We start from the raw sequence: 17,455 nt of genomic DNA, 5'->3' as shown, positions 1-17,455 counted from the left end.
GGCAACGAGCGACGAACGTGGTCTGCGGCGCTACGGTCGGATCCACAGCGGTCATCGGTGGCGCACCGCCGCAGGCGCAGCCGTTGGGACAACGCGTGCACTATTGGGCTGGGCGGCTGTGGGCTTGGCGGTGGGTGTGGTCGGAGACGGCCGAAGGGCGACCTGTGCCCGACGCTCGTCCAGGTACCGCCAGCCAGACTCGACCGCCAGCGACTCCGGAAGGACCCGGACGTCGTCGATCAGCTCTTCTAAGCGGTGTGCCCACGAATCCAGTTGGTCTGCGGAGTCGAGTGCGCCGCAGTCTCGGCACCAGTTGGCTGCGCTTTCCAGGAAAAGGTGCGCCTGGGCGAAGGCTCCGTGACCTTCGTCGACGGTGTGGTCGAACACCTCGGTGAACTTCGCTATATCGGGGGCGGCTTGGAGGGCATCCGTCGCGGCGCGGACGGAGACGCCGGAGTCGGGCGGCTGCACGTACGGCTCAGGCTGGGCCGTGACTGACGGGGGCGGTGCCGCTTCGTGCAGCCAGGGCGTGTGGGATTCCTGGACGGCTGGTTTGGGCAGCCATCGGCCCACGCGGCGCGTGCCTTCGTACTTCCAGTAGTCCGGCTGAGGAACAAGGCTCATGTGTGACTCCATTGATGGGGGTCTGTCGGCTAGGCCGACATGCGGGCGTCGGTGTCGAACAGCTCGCGCTCGGTCGGGTGCAGGATGTGCTGGGTGATGAAGCTCCGGCCTGCGACTTTCCATAGGCCCCGGCCTTTGGTCAGGGCGGACACCGCTTGGGTTTCGACGCCGGTCAGGCCGAGCAGCGAAGCGGCAGCAGCGAGCTGGTCGGGCTCCTGGCGGTAGATGATGCGCGTGGAGCAGTCGGCCAGGAGGCCCTCGGCCAATACCCGGCCGCGCGAGCCGGCATCGCCCGCGCTGAGCAGGTCGCTGAGGCGGTGGATGACCATGAGATTGGCGATGCCGAGCCCACGAGAGAGCTTCCACTGCGACTGCATGCGCTCCAGGAGGCCGACGTGCCGCATGACGCGCCACGCTTCGTCGTAGATCACCCAGCGTCGGCCGCCGTCGGGGTCGGCGAGCGCCGATTCCATCCACGCACTCGCGCAGGTCATCGCGAGGACCAGCGCGGTGTCGTCGCCGGAGCCGCCGAGGCGGGAGAGGTCGATGGACAGCATCGGTGTGGTCGGGTCGAATGCCACGGTGCTCGGGGCGTCGAACATGCCGCTCAAGTCGCCGTGCACCAGTCGGCGCAGGGCGTGAGCGAGGTCCTGCGCAGCCGTCCCCATGCGGCCGGACTGATTGCCGAGGGCTCGATCGAGGCGCTCGGGCGCGCCGAGGGCGTACGCGATCTCGCCGAGCAATGGCACCGTGCCGCTCGCGTCGGCTTCGGCGACGACCAGGTCGAGTGCGAGGTCCAGGGCTGTGTGCTCCATGGGCAGGAGATCGCGCTTCAGTACGGTGCGAGCCAGGCCCGCCAGGAGCAGGAGGCGGCGCTTTCGGACCTCGGTCGACCAGTCGGATTCGCTTACCGAGGTGGGCCGGGCCGGAGCATCCAGGGGGTTCAGCCTGCCGGGGAGCCCAGGCCCCAGGGCGATGCTGTATCCGCCGAGGGCCTGTGCGACGGCCGTCCACTCCCCCTTGGGATCGCAGGGAACGTAGACCCGGTATCCGTGGGCAATCGCCCGGGTGGCTATCGACTTGGCCAGCGCACTCTTGCCCATGCCGATGATCCCGGCCAGGACGGCGTTCGGGTTCGTGAAACCCTCGATCCGGCCGCTGCTGTACAGCGAGAAGGGGTCGTAGCAGAAGGCGGCTTCCGCGTGGACATCCCGACCGATGAAGATGCCTTCCGCGCCCAGGCCGCCCTCCGCGAGAAACGGATAGGCGCCGCTGACGGTGGCTGTGGTCATGCGGTGGACGGGCAGGCTGAGCTTGCCGCCCCGGGCCGAGGAGGAACCGGGGCGCCCGGACGGCGGGTAGGCCGGCCGCATTTCCGGGGCGAGGGTTTCCTCGGCACGGCGCTTCGGCGGGGCTCCGGCGATGCGGGCCTGGCGGCGGGCCTCGGTGAAACCGGCTCGGGCGGCTCGCTGCTCGGCGCGTGATGCCTTGCGGGGGACGAAAAGGTGGGAGGCGCTGGCGCGGGTGCGGGGCATGAACGTTTCTCCAGACGGAAGGCAGGTCAGCGGCGGACTAGGCCGGTGAACGGCGCGTGCAGGTCGGCCGGGGTGGCGCGGCGGCGCACCAGATGCGCGGTGCGCTGGTGGCGCTGGCAGATGGTCAGCTCTGGTGCCCCTTCGGGCAGGCCGGGCTGGCACGCTTCGCGTTCGGGTACCTCGCCGGAGTCCGGCCGAGGGGCCGCGTGGTACGCGGCGTGGATGTGGTCGGCGGCCTGCCAGATCCGCGTGCGGGCGGCGCGGAGCTGGTCGCCCTCGGCAGGGACGAGGTGTCCGGTGCGGGCGGTATGGGCGTCGAGCAGGCCGTGCAGCGAGACGAGGTGGGCGTGCAGGGCGTCCAGCTCGGCGCGGGTGGTGACGAGAGGCCCGCCCGGAAGGTTGAGCGCGCGGTGGAAGTCGAGCGCTGCGGTGGCGAAGGGCACGAAGTCCTGCGCGGTCGGGCTGGCGGTGCGGGACATGGGGGTGCTCTTTCGGAGAGGGTGAAGGCTGGCATCAGGCGGCGAGGGCGAGAGGCATGGCGGCGACGGTGAACGCTTCTGCCTGCTGCCAGGTGAGCGGCCGGAGGTCGAGCTGGGCGCCGACGGCCGCGGTCTCCACGACCGCGCAGGCGGAACGGAGTTCCTCCTCGGAGTCGGCCGAGACGGTCAGCAGGCCGGTCAGGGCGACATCCGCGTGGCCCGCGATGAGCTGGCGCTCACGTGACTTGATGTCCTGGTACTCGATCGAGTCTGCTTCGGAGTCGACCTGGCCGCGCCGGGTTCGCTCGGCGGCATCCGCGATCACGCTGGCCTTCTTGCGCTGGACGTCGCGCAGGGCGGCGTCCAGTCCCTTCGGCTCGTATGACAGCGACAGCGTGCGCCGGACCCCGGCGGTGAACAGGAGCTGGTGCAGAAAGCCCGCTGACGTCTCGGTCCTGGGCCAGTTCTCGACCCAGTACGTGGAGTGGACGGCCGAGTCGGTCGCGATGTGGTCCGACTTCTCGACGACCACAACGGGGCCGGCAGCGGCGGGCTCAGCCTCGGGACTCCCCACGGTGGACCAACGGTCCAGCATCGCAAGGGCCTTGGGGTCGTACGCCGTCCGCACGACGGCCGCGATTTCGCGGGCGGTGAGCCAGCCGGTGAGGTTGAGCCCGGCGGTCCGCGCAGCTTGATCGAAGGTCGAGGTCAGCTGCGACAGGACACTGAAGGATCCGGTCAGGCCGCCCCCGGCCTGGTTGATCAGACGTCGCGCGGCCTTGGCATCCAGCGACACCGCGACGTACGCCTCGTGCGGAGCCGCCGCCGGGCCCGCACTCTGGATCAGCTCGCTGTAGATCGCGCCGGCCACGGGGGCATGGGGCTGGCCGTGCTCCTCCCAGTACCGGCGCAGCGCGTCGCCGGAGTCCGGGACGGTGCGCTCGATCACCTGGATCCGGGCGACCTGGCCGGTGCGGGCGAGCGCGGCCAGCGCGCGTCCCCAGCCGCTGACGTTGGTGTTCTGGGTGCCCGGGTCGAGCAGCGCGTAAGCGCGGGAAGAGACCTTGACGACGGCGGTCAGTGTGCCGGTGTGGGGGTTGTGGACCGCACCGTATCGACGGTCGGGGGCGGTGACCACCCGCAGGCTGGCGGCGGTACCGGGAAGGTGGAGCAGTCCTTCGCGTACCGGGCGGCGGGAGAGCCGGGCGAGCCAGATCAGCTGGCCCCGCATCCGACGCAGGACGTACCGGGTGACGATCGGAGCCCAGTCGGCCAGGGCACGTCCTCGGTGGCGGACGAAGACGAGGAGGGCGATGGCGGCCCAGAGGGGGATGAGTTCGAGAGCGCCGACCACGCCACGGGTGAGGATCACGGCGAGCAGGAGAAGTCCGGTGAGACTGGCGACGATCAATTGCGGGGCAGTCAGGCCGAGCAGGATGCCGCGCCTGCTGCGGTGCGGAAACTTCACGCTGGCCGTGGTGGCTTCGGCATGGGGCTTGTCGGACATGGTGGATCCAGACGGTGGGAGCGGGCGGGGGGAGAGGCGCGCGGCGCTCTTCTGGAGGTCATGACAGGGCTCCGTTTCAGGTGATCGGCCGTGCGTGGGAGGGGGTATGGGGGCGGGCTGTGGGATGCAGCCCGCCCCCGGTTGTGGCTGGTCAGGACCCCGAAGACGGCTGGGTGGGGTACACCCAGCTTGTCGGCGTCGGGGTACCGGTTGCCGATGGTCCCGTGGAGGGCGGCGGCGGTGCGGCAGGGCTGCTTGTGCCCCCGGGGGCGGGGCCGCCGGAGGGCGCGGCACCAGCGCGGGTCATGCTGCCGCCCGGAGCCGAAGCGCCAGCGAGGTGGCCACCCGGGGCGCCTCCTTCGGAACCCCCCGTTTCGCCCTCGCCGGGCCGGTTGATGAGCGGCGGGATACCGGGGCGCTGGATCAGGGCTTGCCCCTTGTCGCCGGAGGCGTTCGGGTCTTCGCCGTACCGGAAGCGGGTCTGCGGCTTGGGCGGTCCGGAGTCGATGCCCTCCTTGCTGAGGTTGCCCCCGGAGGGGCTGATGCCGGAGGCGACACCGTCGCCGCCCGCGCCGGGGACCTCGCTGGGACCCTGCGGCGCAGGTGCGCCGGTACCGGCCTGCATCGCCAGGCTGCCTGCGGTCTTCGCCGCCCCTGCAGCGACCGCCATGCCAGCAACACCGGTGCGATGCAGGTCATCGTGGCCCCCACCGTCGGCGGCCCAGTGGACGAACTTATAGGTGGCGTAGGGGCACAACAGGACCAGCACCATCACGACGATGCCTGCCATCGCGTCGGACAGCGCGGCCATGCCGTCGTTGGCATCCGACTTGCCCATCGCCGAGATGCCGATCAGGAAGACGATGGTCATCAGCAGTTTCGAGACGACCAGAGTGGCTGTGGCCTCGATCCACCCGCGCCGCCATCGCTTCGCGACCTCCCAGCCACCGCCGGACCCGGCGAAGACAGCGAGGGCGACCATGATCAGGACACCGACCTTACGAGCGACCATCACCCCCCAGTACATGAACGCGCCGATCGCGCATCCGAGGGCGACCAAGGATGGGACTCCCCAGCCCAGGCCGAACATTGCCCCCAGTTCGTTGACCTTCACCACACGGCGGATCGCGTCGTCGACTGAGCTGTTGGCTGCTGTGAACAGGCCGTTGGACAAGGCGTCGACCACGGTGATGGCGACGGAGGTGAAGGCGACGGCGCAGAAGCTGAAGAGAACACCGGTCATGGTGCCGATCGCAGCTTGAGCCAGGGCGCGTTCGTCCCGTCGCCAGGCCGCGAACATCAACTGGATGCAGAACGTGCCGACGGTCAGCGCGAGCCCGATGGGCAACAGGAGTTCGTAGTTGTCCCGGAACCACACGGCGTTGAGATCGATGGCGGTGGTCTCGTTGACGGCCTTCGCGGCGAGATCCGCAGCGCTGGCGGCCAGTTCGCCGGTCGACTTCGCGATCCATGCTCCGATGCCGTCGGTGACGGCCCCGGCCGGGTTGCTTGCGAAGTCAACAGCACCGCACACCTTGTCCATCAGCGGAAGGTCGCAGACTCCCATGGCGATACCTCCTTTCTGGATTGAGGGTCAGGGCGCGACGGACGGCATGACACCGGCCAGGGCGCAGGGATGTGAGGGGCGACACTGGACCGCGAGCGTGGTCACACGGTTCTCCGCACCACCGGCGGGCGAGCCGTTCCAGGCGATCGACTGCTTGCCGGAGACGGTCACGGCGTAGACGTACGCCTGCGTGATCGTTCCGGGATTCGCCTGAAGTGCCTGGGTGAACGAGTCCGGGAAGTGCCCCTCGTTCACCTTGGCGGTGGCGAACTGGCCGTTCGCGGCCATCTCCTTCCACAGCACAGGTGAAGGAACGACCGCGTCGACCGAGGCGGAGTCGGCGTACTTGATCTCGGTGGTCAGCCACCCGTGCAGGGCGGTCAGCAGCTTTGCCTGGGAGTACGCGCGGGTGTCGTAGGACCACAGCGCTGCCGCCGCTGCCTTCCCGAACGCGATCGGATCGTGGGTGTTCGGGAGGACAGGGAGGGCGTGAGAGCGTGCGCTCGGTGAGGGCGACCCGGACGGCGAAGCGGCTGAGGAGGAGGGGGAGGCCGAACTCGCTCGCGGTGCAGCAGTTTTGGAGGGCTCCCTGCCGTCGCGAGTGAGGTAGGCGGCCAGGCCGGCGAGGGCGACGAGCACCACCAGGACAGCGGTGCCGAGCAGCGCCCGGCGGCGCACGCGAGATGCGCCGCCGGGGTTCGAGGAGCGGGAAGGCATCAGTGGACCTGCGTCCCCAGCGTGCTGAAGAACGCGACCACGCCGTTCGCGGCACCCAACAGGAGAGCCGCGCCAGCGCTGACCAGCACACCCTTCTTACCGCTGGCCTCGGCCTGATGGCCGCCGGAGTGGTGCCCCCAGGCCCACACGCCCGCGCTGACGGCGAGCGCGCCGACCACCGCGATGATCCCGAACAGGTTGATCGAGCCCATCACCTGCTTGAGGACGGACAGGCCCGGCAACCCGCCCTCGTTCGGCTTGATCCCGGGATCGTAGGCGAGCTGGACGACCTTGTCGGCGAGATACATTTAAGAACTCCAGTTCGATTTATCGCACGCCAAAGCCCGAGAGGGCGGAGCGGCGGTGCGAGAAGTGGGGGAGGTGGAAGCGCCGGTCAGACGACTCGGCGGGCCGCGAGAAACTGCGATTTCCAGGACGCGAGAGTCGCGATACGAACCACGTCACCAGTGCGCGGGGCGTTGATGATCAGACCCTGACCGATGAACATGCCGACGTGCTCAGGGACTTCGGCCGTCCCCTGGGTGAAGACAAGGTCGCCCGGCTGGAGAGCGCCGACCGATACAGGCTTGCCCTCCTTGACCTGCGTGTACGTCGTCCGCGTCAGGGAGACCCCGGCGGCCTTGTAAGCCTGCTGCATCAGGGAGGAACAGTCGCAGCGGCCCATGGGGTCGTCCCCGTGGGAGTCGGTGCAGCTCCCGCCCCACTGGTACGGCGTATCGAGCTGGCCGAGTGCCCATCGAATCGCCGTCTGGACCTTCGGCGGAGCATCGGCGGGGATCTTGTATCCGGCCGGCACCGCGCCGGGCGGGATGGTTCCGAAGTCGGTTCCGTCCCCGCCGGTCGTGCAACCTCCCGCGGTAGTGGGAGGGGGGCTGTCGGTGCCAGCCATGCCGGACGGGGAGGGGCTCGGTGACGCGCCGCCGGTCTTCGACAGCAGGGGCTCGATGGCCTGCTGCAAGGCGGTGGCCAGCGGCTCCCACTTGGCGTAAGCCTCCGGGAAGCCTGACCTCTGCACCGCCTGGGCGGCCTGGGTGACAGACAGGGACTGCCAGCCCGAGACCTTCTTCAGCCCCTCGTAGAACTTGGTCGAGGAGTGCACCGGATTGAGGATCTCGTTCGCCGTGCCCCATCCCTGTGACGGACGCTGCTGGAACAGGCCCAGCGAGTCACGGTCGCCGTAGGTCAGATTCCGCAGGCCGCTCTCCTGCAGGGCTGTCGCCAGGGCCACGATCTGCCCCCGGGCCGGGATGTTCATCGCGACGCCGGTTGCCTGAATCGTCTTGGCGTAGGGCACTTGCTCGGCCGCAGCGTCCAGTCCCGGCACGGACACCGTCCCCTTGGCGCCGCCATCCAGGATCGCCTTCACCTGAGAGGCAACGGCTGAAGTATCCACAGCCTGTGCACCGCCGGTCGAGCAGGAGGCCGAAGCGGTCCCGGCACTGATGGCGAGGACCGGCACGGCCAGCAGCAGCGGACCGGACGCGAAGAGACCGACGACGGCTCCGGTGGTCTTCTTCATCGCCGCCGCAGTTCACCGAGGCGGCGGTGCCAACCGGACAGCGGTGTTGGGTCGGGGCGCGGGGGTGTCAGGGCATGCTGCATCGCAGCGGCTCCTCGTGGTTCGTAGGAGGCGCGGTGCCGACTTCTCGTGCAAAGCCGTCGGCACCGCGCCGATGTGAATCCGCCTCTCAGGGCGGGCCCGGGTCAGAGGAGTTGATAGCTCCCGGACGCCGGTCTCGGGTCACGCGCGGCAGCCGGCCGCGCTCGTAATCTCAGGCGGGACACCGGGTCTCCTCCACGGCTTGGGGAACGAGGGGCCAACGGGCCTGCCGCGCTGCTCTTTCGGTCGAGACAACACGGATAATCACAGGTCAACGGGGGTGGAGCGAGGCTCCGTTCCGGTGACATGGCGAGACAGTAGACCGGGATTCCGGCCGCACCAAACGGCTCCCGGACCCGGCCCCGGACCACGAAACGGTTCCTTAGGTGCGGCCGGAATTCGCGGCTAACCTCCGGCGCAACCTCGCTCGAAACGAATGCTGTTGAGCGCCGCCTGGCGTGGGTCCAGTCCCGCCGTGCCCTGAAAGAAGCCCCGCATATGAGCTACACGCTGCATCGAGGCGACGCCCTCACCGTGCTGAAGGCCCTCCCGGACGAGAGCGTCAACGCCGTCATCACCGACCCGCCGTACAACTCCGGCGGACGTACCAGCTCGGACCGCACCGGCCGAACCGCGCGAGCCAAGTACGTCACCAGCAACAGTGCGCACGATCTGCAGAACTTCCCCGGAGAGAACCGCGACCAGAGGAGCTATCGAAGCTGGCTGACCGCCCTGCTCACCGAGGCGTACCGGGCCTCCACCGAGCACTCGGTCGCTGTCGTCTTCTCGGACTGGCGCCAGGAGCCGACCACGTCCGACGCCCTACAGATGGCGGGCTGGACCTGGAGCGGCACGATTCCGTGGATCAAGCCCGCCAGCCGGCCTCGCAAGGGCGGGTTCAAACAGTCGGCCGAGTTCATCACCTGGGGCGTCAAGGGCAGTCTGGCGAAGGACCGGGACCTGTACCTGCCCGGCCACTTCATCGCCTCCCAGCCGCGCAAGGACCGGGTCCACATCACCCAGAAGCCGGTCGAGATCATGCAGCAACTCGTACAGATCTGCCCCAAAGGCGGCACCGTCCTCGACCCGTTCACGGGCAGCGGCTCGACGGGCGTCGCGGCTCTTCGCGAGGGCCGGCGGTTCGTGGGGGTCGAGCTGTCGGCGCACTACGCCGCGGTCGCTGAGCGAAGGCTCCGGGCAGAGCTGACTCAGGACGACTTCGTCCTGGCAGGACCAGAGCAGTGAGCATGAGACCAGCAGACCGACCCGGCAGTCCACATGCCGTTGGGCGGCCGGAGCATCGAACCCAGTGATGCTCCGGCCGCCCATCAGCGTACTTACGCCGCGCAGGTGCTAGAAGCGACTCAGGGACTCCGGTGAGGAGACGCTGCATGCAGAAGGCCGAGGCACGTGACTGATTGGCGGCGTCTCGTCAATGGGCCCTCCGCTGACGGCGATCAAGCTCCTTCATACGTCCCTCGGCCACCCGCTGCAGGTATCCGACTGTGTCGTGAAGGCGGTGGCAGGTCGGGGCACAGTCTGCGGTCATGCCCGGTGGATTGCCCGTCACCCGTGTGATCTGGCTGCTCGGACTACCGGTGAAGGCGAGTGCCTGGTTGTACTCGGCGACCTCACAGTCCGGACCGGCCTCAACCATCTGCAAGTCGAGCCGCCCGGGTGCGCGTTCGGGCCCGTCGAACCAGAGGCGACAGCCCTTCCCTCCATAGGCACAAGAGCAGGTGCGCATATCCTCCTTGAGTGCGATTCCGCAGAGCGGGTCGGTGAGGTGCTTGACGAGCACATCGTGGTCCGTCCAGCGCGCTCCTGCGAAGGTCAGCCGAAACCCGTAGGTGTTGGTGTGCTTGATGAAGCCGGCCATGTCGAGCCAGTCGGCTCCCGAACGGAAGATCAGCAGGCGACGCAGCAGGGCGCTGCCGAAAGCTGCTGTCTCCCGCCACCTCTGCGTGAACCATCCGTGGTCGTATGCGAAGGCCCGCTCGCCCGGCGTCAGACCACGGTGCCTGCACGGCGACTGCTCGCCGTGCTCGGCCGCGGTCAGGTACCGAATCTTCTCGGCCCGTACCCAGGCTCGATCTGGTACGCCCTCAAGCCGAAGGCGTGCATCGGTTCCATGAAGCCCTACATCGAGCCTGTCATGGCCGGCTTCGGTCACACGTAGACCGCTGATCCCACCCAGGTTGTGCTTGCCTCCGGACGAGAAGAGCCCCCAGGCGATCAGGTCGGCCAGTCCATCGGGGTCGGAGTCGGCCGCGAAGCGGATGACAGGACGACGCTCGTCGGGGATGACGCGCAGAATGCGCAGGGGGTGGGTGGTGTACGTGGTGGGGTGCTCCAGCAAGGCCCGAAGCACCTGGCTTTCAAGGAACGCCTGCTCGCCTCGGGCGGCAGGGATGAGCGGGCTTCCCTCCGGCAACCGCTCGAAGCGCTCCTTTGCGCCGGACCACGTCTCCCCGGTGTAACGGCGGCACAAGTCGATCAATTCGTTTTTTGGCACGGCAGCTTTCTTCCGTCATGCGCTGCCGGATCCCCAGCGCGGAATGAGCCACTGCTTGCGAGAACGATGGTCGTACGAGGTGCAGCAGTACAGAGAGGGCACCTGGGGCTTTCGACACGCTGCGCGATCGATCCGGAGGCGCACGACGAGGGGTCCCTCAACCCGGTCCAGAACGTAGTCGGCCTGTTGCGGATATGGCAAGTACCGGCGACCGTCTGGATGAACGACGCGCCTGAATTCGCCAAAGGTGTAAAAGTCGGGCATGAGTCCTGCTAACTTTCCAGTGCGGCTGACCACCGCTCCCCGGAGACGTATCGGCCCTGTGTCTCCAGGCTCGGGTGAACCGGTCTCTAGACGCCTTCCACGCATCCATCCGGATCTCGACTTCCGCACGTCCTGGGCCGAGGCGTTCAGGAGAGACCCATGAGCACGATGCGACGAGACATCTCCTTGCTCCGCTGCCGCTACACAGGCGAGAGCCTCCAACAAGCCCGCCGCGCGATCGACCTGCTTGAGCCTGAAGTGCCGCCCATCCCCGCAGCCGCTTCGGGTGATCAGCAGTATCTGGAGGCACGTGTGCTCGTCAGCCTCCTGGAATCGCGAAACTGCTACACCCGCTACCCCCTCGGCATTGCTGCGGTGTACCCGGAGCCGGAGGGCATCGCCCTTCGCGTGGAGAGCGAAGAGCTGGCATCCGAGATCCTCTTCAACCTGCTGCCCACGTACGTCTCAGACCACGAGGTCCACGGCGTGCCTGGCCTGCGCATCACACAACGTGACCGAACGGCAGTTGAATTGCGCGTACTCGGCACGCCCACCCGGCTGCGCCTGACTGGCTTGCCAGCGACTCTCTGGCGCAACGCTGTCGCAGGGATGCTCGACAAGTGGATCGACCCGAATCCCACACTCCTGTGCTGGCAGTCATCACCGAGGGTGTGGACTGACGCGGAGCGCGCACATCATGCCAGTTGGGAGGACGTGAACGATGATTTCACGCAGGTGCAGAGGCGCGGTGGGTGGCTGGGCAGTGGGCTGCTACGCCGAGCCGGCCTCCTGCACATGGTGTCCAACACCTTCTTCGTCGACGGCTACCACGGCGGCGGTGACACCGCACGGCTGGTCCTGCGTTCCTCTCACGTTCGTGGGCAATGGCCAGGGCCGCACAACATTGTCGCTGCACTTGCCCACCCCGCGTTCGGACTTCCCCTCTACCTCAAGCGGTTTCGTAGCGATACCGATGAATGCTGCGGCAGGGACCAGCAGTTCGTGCTCGGAGACCACGGCAAGACGGCCATCCTCGATCTCCGGACCTCATCAGAGCAGCCTGGCTCCAGACTGAAGCCAGAACTCTGGCAGGCGATCCTCCGCCGCCTTCCCGGATCGGGATTCACGGCAAGTCTGTCTCCAAGCGTCCTCGCTGGCCTCTGTGACCCCAACGCGGCGTAGATGCACCGCTCCGGAACATGGCGTTCACCACAGACCAGCGAGGCGGCATCGCTCAGCTTCGGCGGGACGACTCCATTGGAGCCTGGCACAGCCAGTAATGCGTCAGGCCGTTTCGAATGCCTGCCGGAGCAGCGGGCCCGCCCTCTCCAAGTCAGCCGCCGAGGAGATGCGTACCTCCAGGTCACCGGTCCCGAGGTGGCCGATGCCGCGCATGTCCCGGGTGAAGCTTTCCTCCAGCATGACGGCGCTTGGGTCGAGTCTGAGGTAGACCAAGATCGCTTCGTGCTTCGGACGGAAGATCACCGACGCCACGTTCACCAGCCGCCGGTAGGCGATGTAGTGCCGAAGGGGCGCCACCTCGACCTCCCCCCACGCCGTGAGAGCGTCCTCCAGCTCCGCGTACAGGTCTCGAAGGCAGTCCGGGACGAGGTTAGGCCCGGCCGATGCGGGAACCACCGGAGCCGCCGGCACGCTGTCGGCCGCTGTCTCCCGCTCCCTGTTCCGCCGAGACGAAGCAGCGCTCGGCGAACCGGGCGAGGAGTCCACGAGCAGCAAACTCAGCAGGCCCCCCTCGAAGATGCGATAGCGCACCAGATCGATCCGCTCGGGCAGCCGCTGCACGGCCACTCGGTCGTGACGGGAGAAACTGGCCGCGATGCAGACCATCCGCGGGTGATGCCAGTCGATGGACTCGGCAGCCTCCGCGCCCAACACCTTCCGGACGAGCGCCTCGACCTCATGGTGTGCCGACTCCAACCAGGACAGGTAGGAGACGGCCTGCGACAGCACGCCGCTGTCGGAGCCCTTCTTGTACTCGATCACCACCGGGCTGCCGTTCTCGTCCAACCCCAAGGTGTCGATCCGGCCCCGGTGCCACGGACCGGTCGGGTACTCCGACGCCAGGAACCGGATGCCGAGCATCTGCTCCAGGCCAGCCTCGACCCGCCGCTGCAGCTCCACCTCCAGCGCCACCGTCGAGCCGGGCAACTCGACGTCCTGCCCGTTCGCGTCTCGCCGGAACAGCATCAGCTCGGCCACCAGCGTCCCCCTCCTGTGATCGGTACAAGAGAGGCAATCGCAACGGCCGGCGAAGTATTCCAGACAGAGGGGAGCCGTCTGCCCTTGGGATGGTGCCACCGCACTGGCGCTCCATGACGCACGGTGATGAGAGCCCCGGCGTCGATCTAGTAGGGCTTGGTCATGTTGATGCGGGGTCTGGCATGTTGCGGTGACAGGTGGGGCAGGCGCCGGTCCAGATCGCGAGGAGTATCTGCAGTTCGCGGACGACTCGGTAGAGGCTCAGGCCGGCGCCGTCTCTTTTGGGGATCGGCTCAGTCGCTGCAGGGTGCAGAAGGCGTGGGCGACCGAGACGAGGGTGACGTGGTGGTGCCGGCCTGGCCAGGTCCGGCCTTCGAAGTGGGCTAGGCCGAGGGCCTGTTTCATCTCGCGGTAGTCGTTCTCGATGCGCCGGCGGAGCTTCGCGGTGCGCACGAGGACGGGCAGCGGGGTGGTCCCGGGCAGGTTGGAGAGCCAGAACTGCACGGGCTCGTCCTGGTCGGCGGGCCATTCGGCCAGCAGCCAGCGGACCGGAAGCCCGGTGCCTGCTGTGGCCTTGCGGACCTCACGTCCGGCGGGCCGGATCCGCAGGGCCACGAAGCGCGAGTACATGCGCTTGTGCCCGCTGCGGCCACTGCCCGGCCGTGATCCCTCCCTCCACTGCACCGGCCGCGCGGAGGATTTACCGGCCGCGATGACCAGGCTCTTCACCCTCTGGGCCGACTCGGGGTATGCAGGAACCGGCCGCCACCCCCGGCCGGGGTGGGGCGGGGTGCAGGGCTGTGCGTCCTCGGGTTGCGCGGTGGTCGTGGTCGAGATGCCCACCACGTAGTGGAGACCGCGTTCTTCCAGGCAGAGCCGGAACGCGGCGGTGTCCCCGTAGCCGCCGTCGGCGATGACCTGGGGCACCTCGATGCCCCAGGACCGCGTCTCGTCGATCATGTCGAGGGCCAGCTGCCACTTCTCGACATGGCCCACCCGGGCAGGAATGGCGCACTTGTCGCGACGGGCCACCTTGACCGGAACGGCCTTCGGTGAGGCGGGATCCCGGCTCCCAGGCAGGGACAGACGCCAGTTCACTGCCGCCGAGGCGCCGTGGGAAGCCAGGTGCAGCGAAACCCCGGCCTGGCAGTTGGTGACCTTCCCCGCGGTGCCGGCGTACTGCCGGGTCACGCACGCCGACGCATCCCCGTCCTTGAGGAACCCGGTGTCATCGATGACCAGCGCGGTGGGCTTGATGACCGGCTGCATGCGCCAGGCCAGCCGGGCCCGCACATGAGCCGCGTCCCACGGGCTGGAGGTCACGAAGTGGGCCAGGGCCTGCCGGTTCCCGTCCTCGCCCAGGCGGGTGGCCATCGGCTCCACCGACTTGCGCCCGCCCTCCAGCAACAGGCCCCGCAGATAGACCCCGCCCCACCGACGCTGATCCGCCCGCGCGAACGGCTCGAACATCTCCGCCGCGAAGTCCTCCAGCTCACACCGGACCGCAGCCAACTCCCCACTCAGCACACACGGTCAACGACACGACCGATCAAGAAGACACGCCGTCACAGACCGCACATGACCAAGCCCTACTAGCGGTGGTTTGTTAAACCGGGCAGTAGAGATCAAGTGGGTGGCCTGCGCCGACGGCGTTGAGCAGTGCTTGGAGTTCGGGCGGTGGGGGTTCGTTGGTCCAGGCTCGCCAGCATCGCTGGAGGGTGGTCCAGGGGGCGAGCCACGCCCGGACGGCGCGGATTGCCTGCGGCCAGCTGGCTTGGTGGGGCTGGTGGGGTCTGTCTGGGCCCCCTCTCAGCCGGTCCCACCGGCGTGGCCGTCGGCGGGCTTCCGCTTCGGAGGTTGAGCGAACCAGGTGTCCCAGCAGAACGAGAACGCGCAGGTGACCAGGGTCTGGTGGCGGCGGATCGCGGTGTCGGAGCGGACTTGGAAGTCGGCCCAGCCGAGTTCGTCCTTGATTTGCTTGTAGCTCTGCTCGATCCAGTGCCTGATGCCGTAGATCCGCACGACCTCTGCCAGGTCGGCGGCGGCTTCTGGGCTGTCGGCTTCGCGGGGGCTGCCGGGGCGGGGCAGGTGGGTGGCCAGGTACCAGGTGGACTGCGCGGGCAGGGTGACCGGGTCGGTGGTGGCCACGACCAGGCGGACGTTTCCGTCGGGGCCCCACCAGCCGAGGCGGGCGTCGGCGGCCCACCACGTCTCGGTGTGCCCGTCCCGGAAGGTCCGCTCGACCGGGGTCCAGTCGCCGGGATGTTCAGGGTCTGTCCAGGTCAGGGCGCGGGCGGCATGGAGGGGGGTGTAGGCGTCCTTGCCGTAGACCCAGGTGCCGTGGCTCGGCTTGAGGGCCATGACGAACGGCAGCCCCGCCGCGTAGAGGTCTCGGCGGAAGGCGTCCTGGTCGCCGTAGGCGCAGTCGGCGGACACCGCCCGGAAGGTCACTCCGGCGGCCTTGGCGGTGCGGGCGAGTTCGGCGGCGATCTGCAGTTTCGTGCGGAAGCCGGGGTCGCTTTTGCCNGTCGCTCGGCTTGAGGGCGATGACGAACGGCCGCCCCGCCGCGTAGCGGTCTCGGCGGAAGGCGTCCTGGTCGCCGTAGGCGCAGTCGGCGGACACCGCCCGGAAGGTCACTCCGGCGGCCTGGGCGGTGCGGGCGAGTTCGGCGGCGATCTGCAGTTTCGTGCGGAAGCCGGGGTCGCTTTTGCCGGCGGGGAAGTGACGGGCGGGACTGTAGGGAACGGCGTGGAGCGGGTAGTAGAGGTTCTCATCGGCCCAACAGGTCGTCACGGTGACGATGCCGTTGTCGGTCTTGCCCAGCCGACCCAGCCACTGCCGGCCGACGTGCGTGGTCGCGGTCCCGTCCTTGCGGTCACCCGAGTCGTTGATCACCAGTACCCCGCCCGCGTGCGGCGCGGTCACCGGGTCGGCCCGCCGCAGTTCCACCCGGCGGGCGTTGACCTGCTCGTGGTCCCACGTCGACTCGGAGAGGAAGAACTGCAGCCGCTGCACCGCCGGGTGCTGGGCCTCGGCCACGGGCTCGGCGTCGGCCAGTCAGGTCAGCGTCTTGTTGCGGTCCCGCGGCAGCAGCAGGCCCGCGAGGTACTCGCGGAACCCGCGGCGCTGTGCCAGTGTGGAGAAGAGGTCATCGAAGCGTGCGGCGTAGGCTTCCAGCGGGCCCGGAGCGGGCGGAAATTGCAGACGACGGGTCATCACAAGCTCCCAGGTGGCGAGGCAACGTTCCTCGCTACCGGCCTACTACGGTTCTGATCCGCCGTCAACAAACCACCGCTAGCGCCGTCCAAGGCCAGCCGGTCGTCCGGCTTGCGGCAGGGTCAACGCCCTCCCGGGCGGGGCCGCCACGGTGCCGGCCGCCGGGTTCCGCTCAGAAGCGGAGTGAGAGGTAGTAGTCGCCGACCTCGGAGAGGTAGTCACGGTCGGCTGTCTCGCTGTCGGTAGTGAAGCGGGGAGCAGCTTTGATCTCCTCCCGGGACGGTGCGACCTTCACCGTCTGCGCCTGGGTGTCGATGGCGGTGACAGCACCGGCCGGGATCAGCACGCTCCTGCCGAACTTCCACACGCCGGTATCGACGACCAGGTGTTGCATGCCGGGCTGGTCCTGCTGGCGGTCCACGTGCCCGATGCCTCCGTCAGCGGCCTCCACGGTGAAGCCCACCAGCGACTGCCGGGACATGTAGCCACTGTCCTGCCCGTACATCCACACTCTGCTCACAGCCGTCTCCTCACCTTCGGCAACCGAAGCCGGTGGCCTCAACCGCTCATGTCCTGTGACTGCTTCCCCGGTACCTGTCCGACAATCCCAGGCCGGTCACCCAGATCAGGAAGGAACGGAACGGGGACGAGGCGCGGCGGCGTCCAGGCACCCGAGGAGCGCAGGACAACGCCTCCCCCGGCGCCCCGAGTCAATCCGACGGTGGCCTGTCGGGTGCCACCAACAGCCGTTCCGGGCTCCTGCGTCGCCAGCGCCGCCAACGGAGTCCGCGCGGCGAAGCCTGAGGCCGGGTCGGCCTGGAGGCATTCCCCGGGGCAAGGGCTAGGAGCCTGCGTGTCTGCGCCCCCGGCGGCACGGCACCTGGACTCGGGTCTCGGCGGGGGCGAGTCACCTGCACCGTCCTACGGCGGCGCGCGTCTGCCGGCCGGCTCGCGGTGCACAGCGGCCCGGCTGCGTACGACAGCCGCAGCAGGCGCCGAGCGGACCCGCGGCGGCATTTTGCTCGGCCGCATGCGAACCCGTACCCGCAGTGGGGTAGCTTGCCTTTCCGTGCTCGCCAGAAGTCGTTTCACCGGGTGCGTACCTGGACGGGTACTGGAACGGGCTCGAAGGCAGGAAGGGCGCTCCCATGCGGGACAGCGGAACGGACGGGCTGGGTGAGGCGCTGGC

Annotated in this window: 14 protein-coding genes and 2 pseudogenes; 2 read left to right on the top strand and 14 right to left on the bottom strand. The window is 68.6% G+C overall.

Going from position 1 to position 17,455, the window contains the following annotated elements:
- Positions 1 to 51 precede the first annotated feature (51 nt).
- From A6A29_RS44760 to A6A29_RS13785, 8 genes are all read right to left on the bottom strand, one after another.
- Positions 52 to 624, bottom strand: coding sequence for a hypothetical protein (locus A6A29_RS44760; RefSeq protein ID WP_143196986.1), 573 nt, complete (start codon positions 622 to 624; stop codon positions 52 to 54).
- A gap of 29 nt (positions 625 to 653) precedes the next feature.
- The gene (locus tag A6A29_RS13815; RefSeq protein WP_073720371.1) at positions 654 to 2,159 is read right to left on the bottom strand and encodes an ATP-binding protein; all 1,506 of its coding nucleotides are present in this window, start codon (positions 2,157 to 2,159) and stop codon (positions 654 to 656) included.
- 26 nt (positions 2,160 to 2,185) lie between these two features.
- Positions 2,186 to 2,638, bottom strand: a complete 453-nt coding sequence (locus A6A29_RS13810; RefSeq protein ID WP_073720370.1) for a DUF6238 family protein — start codon at positions 2,636 to 2,638, stop codon at positions 2,186 to 2,188.
- Between the two features lie 34 nt (positions 2,639 to 2,672).
- Complete coding sequence (locus tag A6A29_RS13805) at positions 2,673 to 4,145, bottom strand: SCO6880 family protein (RefSeq protein ID WP_073720369.1); 1,473 nt, start codon at positions 4,143 to 4,145, stop codon at positions 2,673 to 2,675.
- Between the two features lie 151 nt (positions 4,146 to 4,296).
- A complete protein-coding gene (locus A6A29_RS13800) occupies positions 4,297 to 5,712 on the bottom strand; it encodes an SCO6881 family protein (protein ID WP_073720368.1) in 1,416 nt (471 codons plus the stop codon).
- Positions 5,713 to 5,739: 27 nt separating this feature from the next.
- Positions 5,740 to 6,429, bottom strand: a complete 690-nt coding sequence (locus A6A29_RS13795; protein ID WP_073720367.1) for a hypothetical protein — start codon at positions 6,427 to 6,429, stop codon at positions 5,740 to 5,742.
- Positions 6,429 to 6,737: a DUF6112 family protein gene (locus A6A29_RS13790; RefSeq protein ID WP_055522607.1), complete on the bottom strand. Its 309-nt coding sequence runs from the start codon at positions 6,735 to 6,737 to the stop codon at positions 6,429 to 6,431. The genes A6A29_RS13795 and A6A29_RS13790 overlap by 1 nt, the downstream gene beginning before the upstream one ends.
- 86 nt (positions 6,738 to 6,823) lie before the next feature.
- Positions 6,824 to 7,969 carry a C40 family peptidase gene (locus A6A29_RS13785; protein ID WP_073720366.1) on the bottom strand — a complete coding sequence of 382 codons (1,146 nt, stop codon included), beginning with the start codon at positions 7,967 to 7,969 and terminating at the stop codon, positions 6,824 to 6,826.
- 579 nt (positions 7,970 to 8,548) lie between these two features.
- Here A6A29_RS13785 and A6A29_RS13780 point away from each other — a divergent pair.
- Positions 8,549 to 9,295, top strand: coding sequence for a DNA-methyltransferase (locus tag A6A29_RS13780; RefSeq protein WP_073720365.1), 747 nt, complete (start codon positions 8,549 to 8,551; stop codon positions 9,293 to 9,295).
- 187 nt (positions 9,296 to 9,482) lie between these two features.
- Here A6A29_RS13780 and A6A29_RS13775 read toward each other — a convergent pair whose 3' ends face one another.
- Positions 9,483 to 10,565, bottom strand: a complete 1,083-nt coding sequence (locus A6A29_RS13775) for a hypothetical protein (RefSeq protein WP_143196985.1) — start codon at positions 10,563 to 10,565, stop codon at positions 9,483 to 9,485.
- Between the two features lie 423 nt (positions 10,566 to 10,988).
- Between A6A29_RS13775 and A6A29_RS13770 the strand changes: the two genes are divergently transcribed.
- On the top strand, positions 10,989 to 12,011 hold the full coding sequence (locus tag A6A29_RS13770; RefSeq protein WP_073720363.1) for a hypothetical protein: 1,023 nt from the start codon (positions 10,989 to 10,991) through the stop codon (positions 12,009 to 12,011).
- Positions 12,012 to 12,113: 102 nt separating this feature from the next.
- Here A6A29_RS13770 and A6A29_RS13765 read toward each other — a convergent pair whose 3' ends face one another.
- From A6A29_RS13765 to A6A29_RS13740, 5 genes and pseudogenes are all read right to left on the bottom strand, one after another.
- Positions 12,114 to 13,049 carry a DUF5655 domain-containing protein gene (locus A6A29_RS13765; RefSeq protein WP_073720362.1) on the bottom strand — a complete coding sequence of 312 codons (936 nt, stop codon included), beginning with the start codon at positions 13,047 to 13,049 and terminating at the stop codon, positions 12,114 to 12,116.
- 261 nt (positions 13,050 to 13,310) lie between these two features.
- Complete coding sequence (locus A6A29_RS13755) at positions 13,311 to 14,576, bottom strand: IS701 family transposase (protein ID WP_073720361.1); 1,266 nt, start codon at positions 14,574 to 14,576, stop codon at positions 13,311 to 13,313.
- A gap of 98 nt (positions 14,577 to 14,674) precedes the next feature.
- Positions 14,675 to 15,575 (bottom strand): annotated as a pseudogene (locus A6A29_RS43950) (IS701 family transposase); the annotation flags it as partial.
- A 1-nt stretch (position 15,576) separates the two neighbouring features.
- Positions 15,577 to 16,266 (bottom strand): annotated as a pseudogene (locus A6A29_RS13745) (IS701 family transposase); the annotation flags it as partial.
- Positions 16,267 to 16,438: 172 nt separating this feature from the next.
- Positions 16,439 to 16,771 (bottom strand): hypothetical protein, encoded by a 333-nt coding sequence (locus A6A29_RS13740; protein ID WP_073720360.1) that lies wholly within the window; start codon positions 16,769 to 16,771, stop codon positions 16,439 to 16,441.
- Positions 16,772 to 17,455 lie beyond the last annotated feature (684 nt).

The sequence above is a fragment of the Streptomyces sp. TSRI0281 genome, assembly GCF_001905125.1.
Lineage (GTDB): Bacteria > Actinomycetota > Actinomycetes > Streptomycetales > Streptomycetaceae > Streptomyces.
Note: the sequence above shows the minus strand (reverse complement) of the source record. Positions and strands in the feature narration are given on the sequence as shown.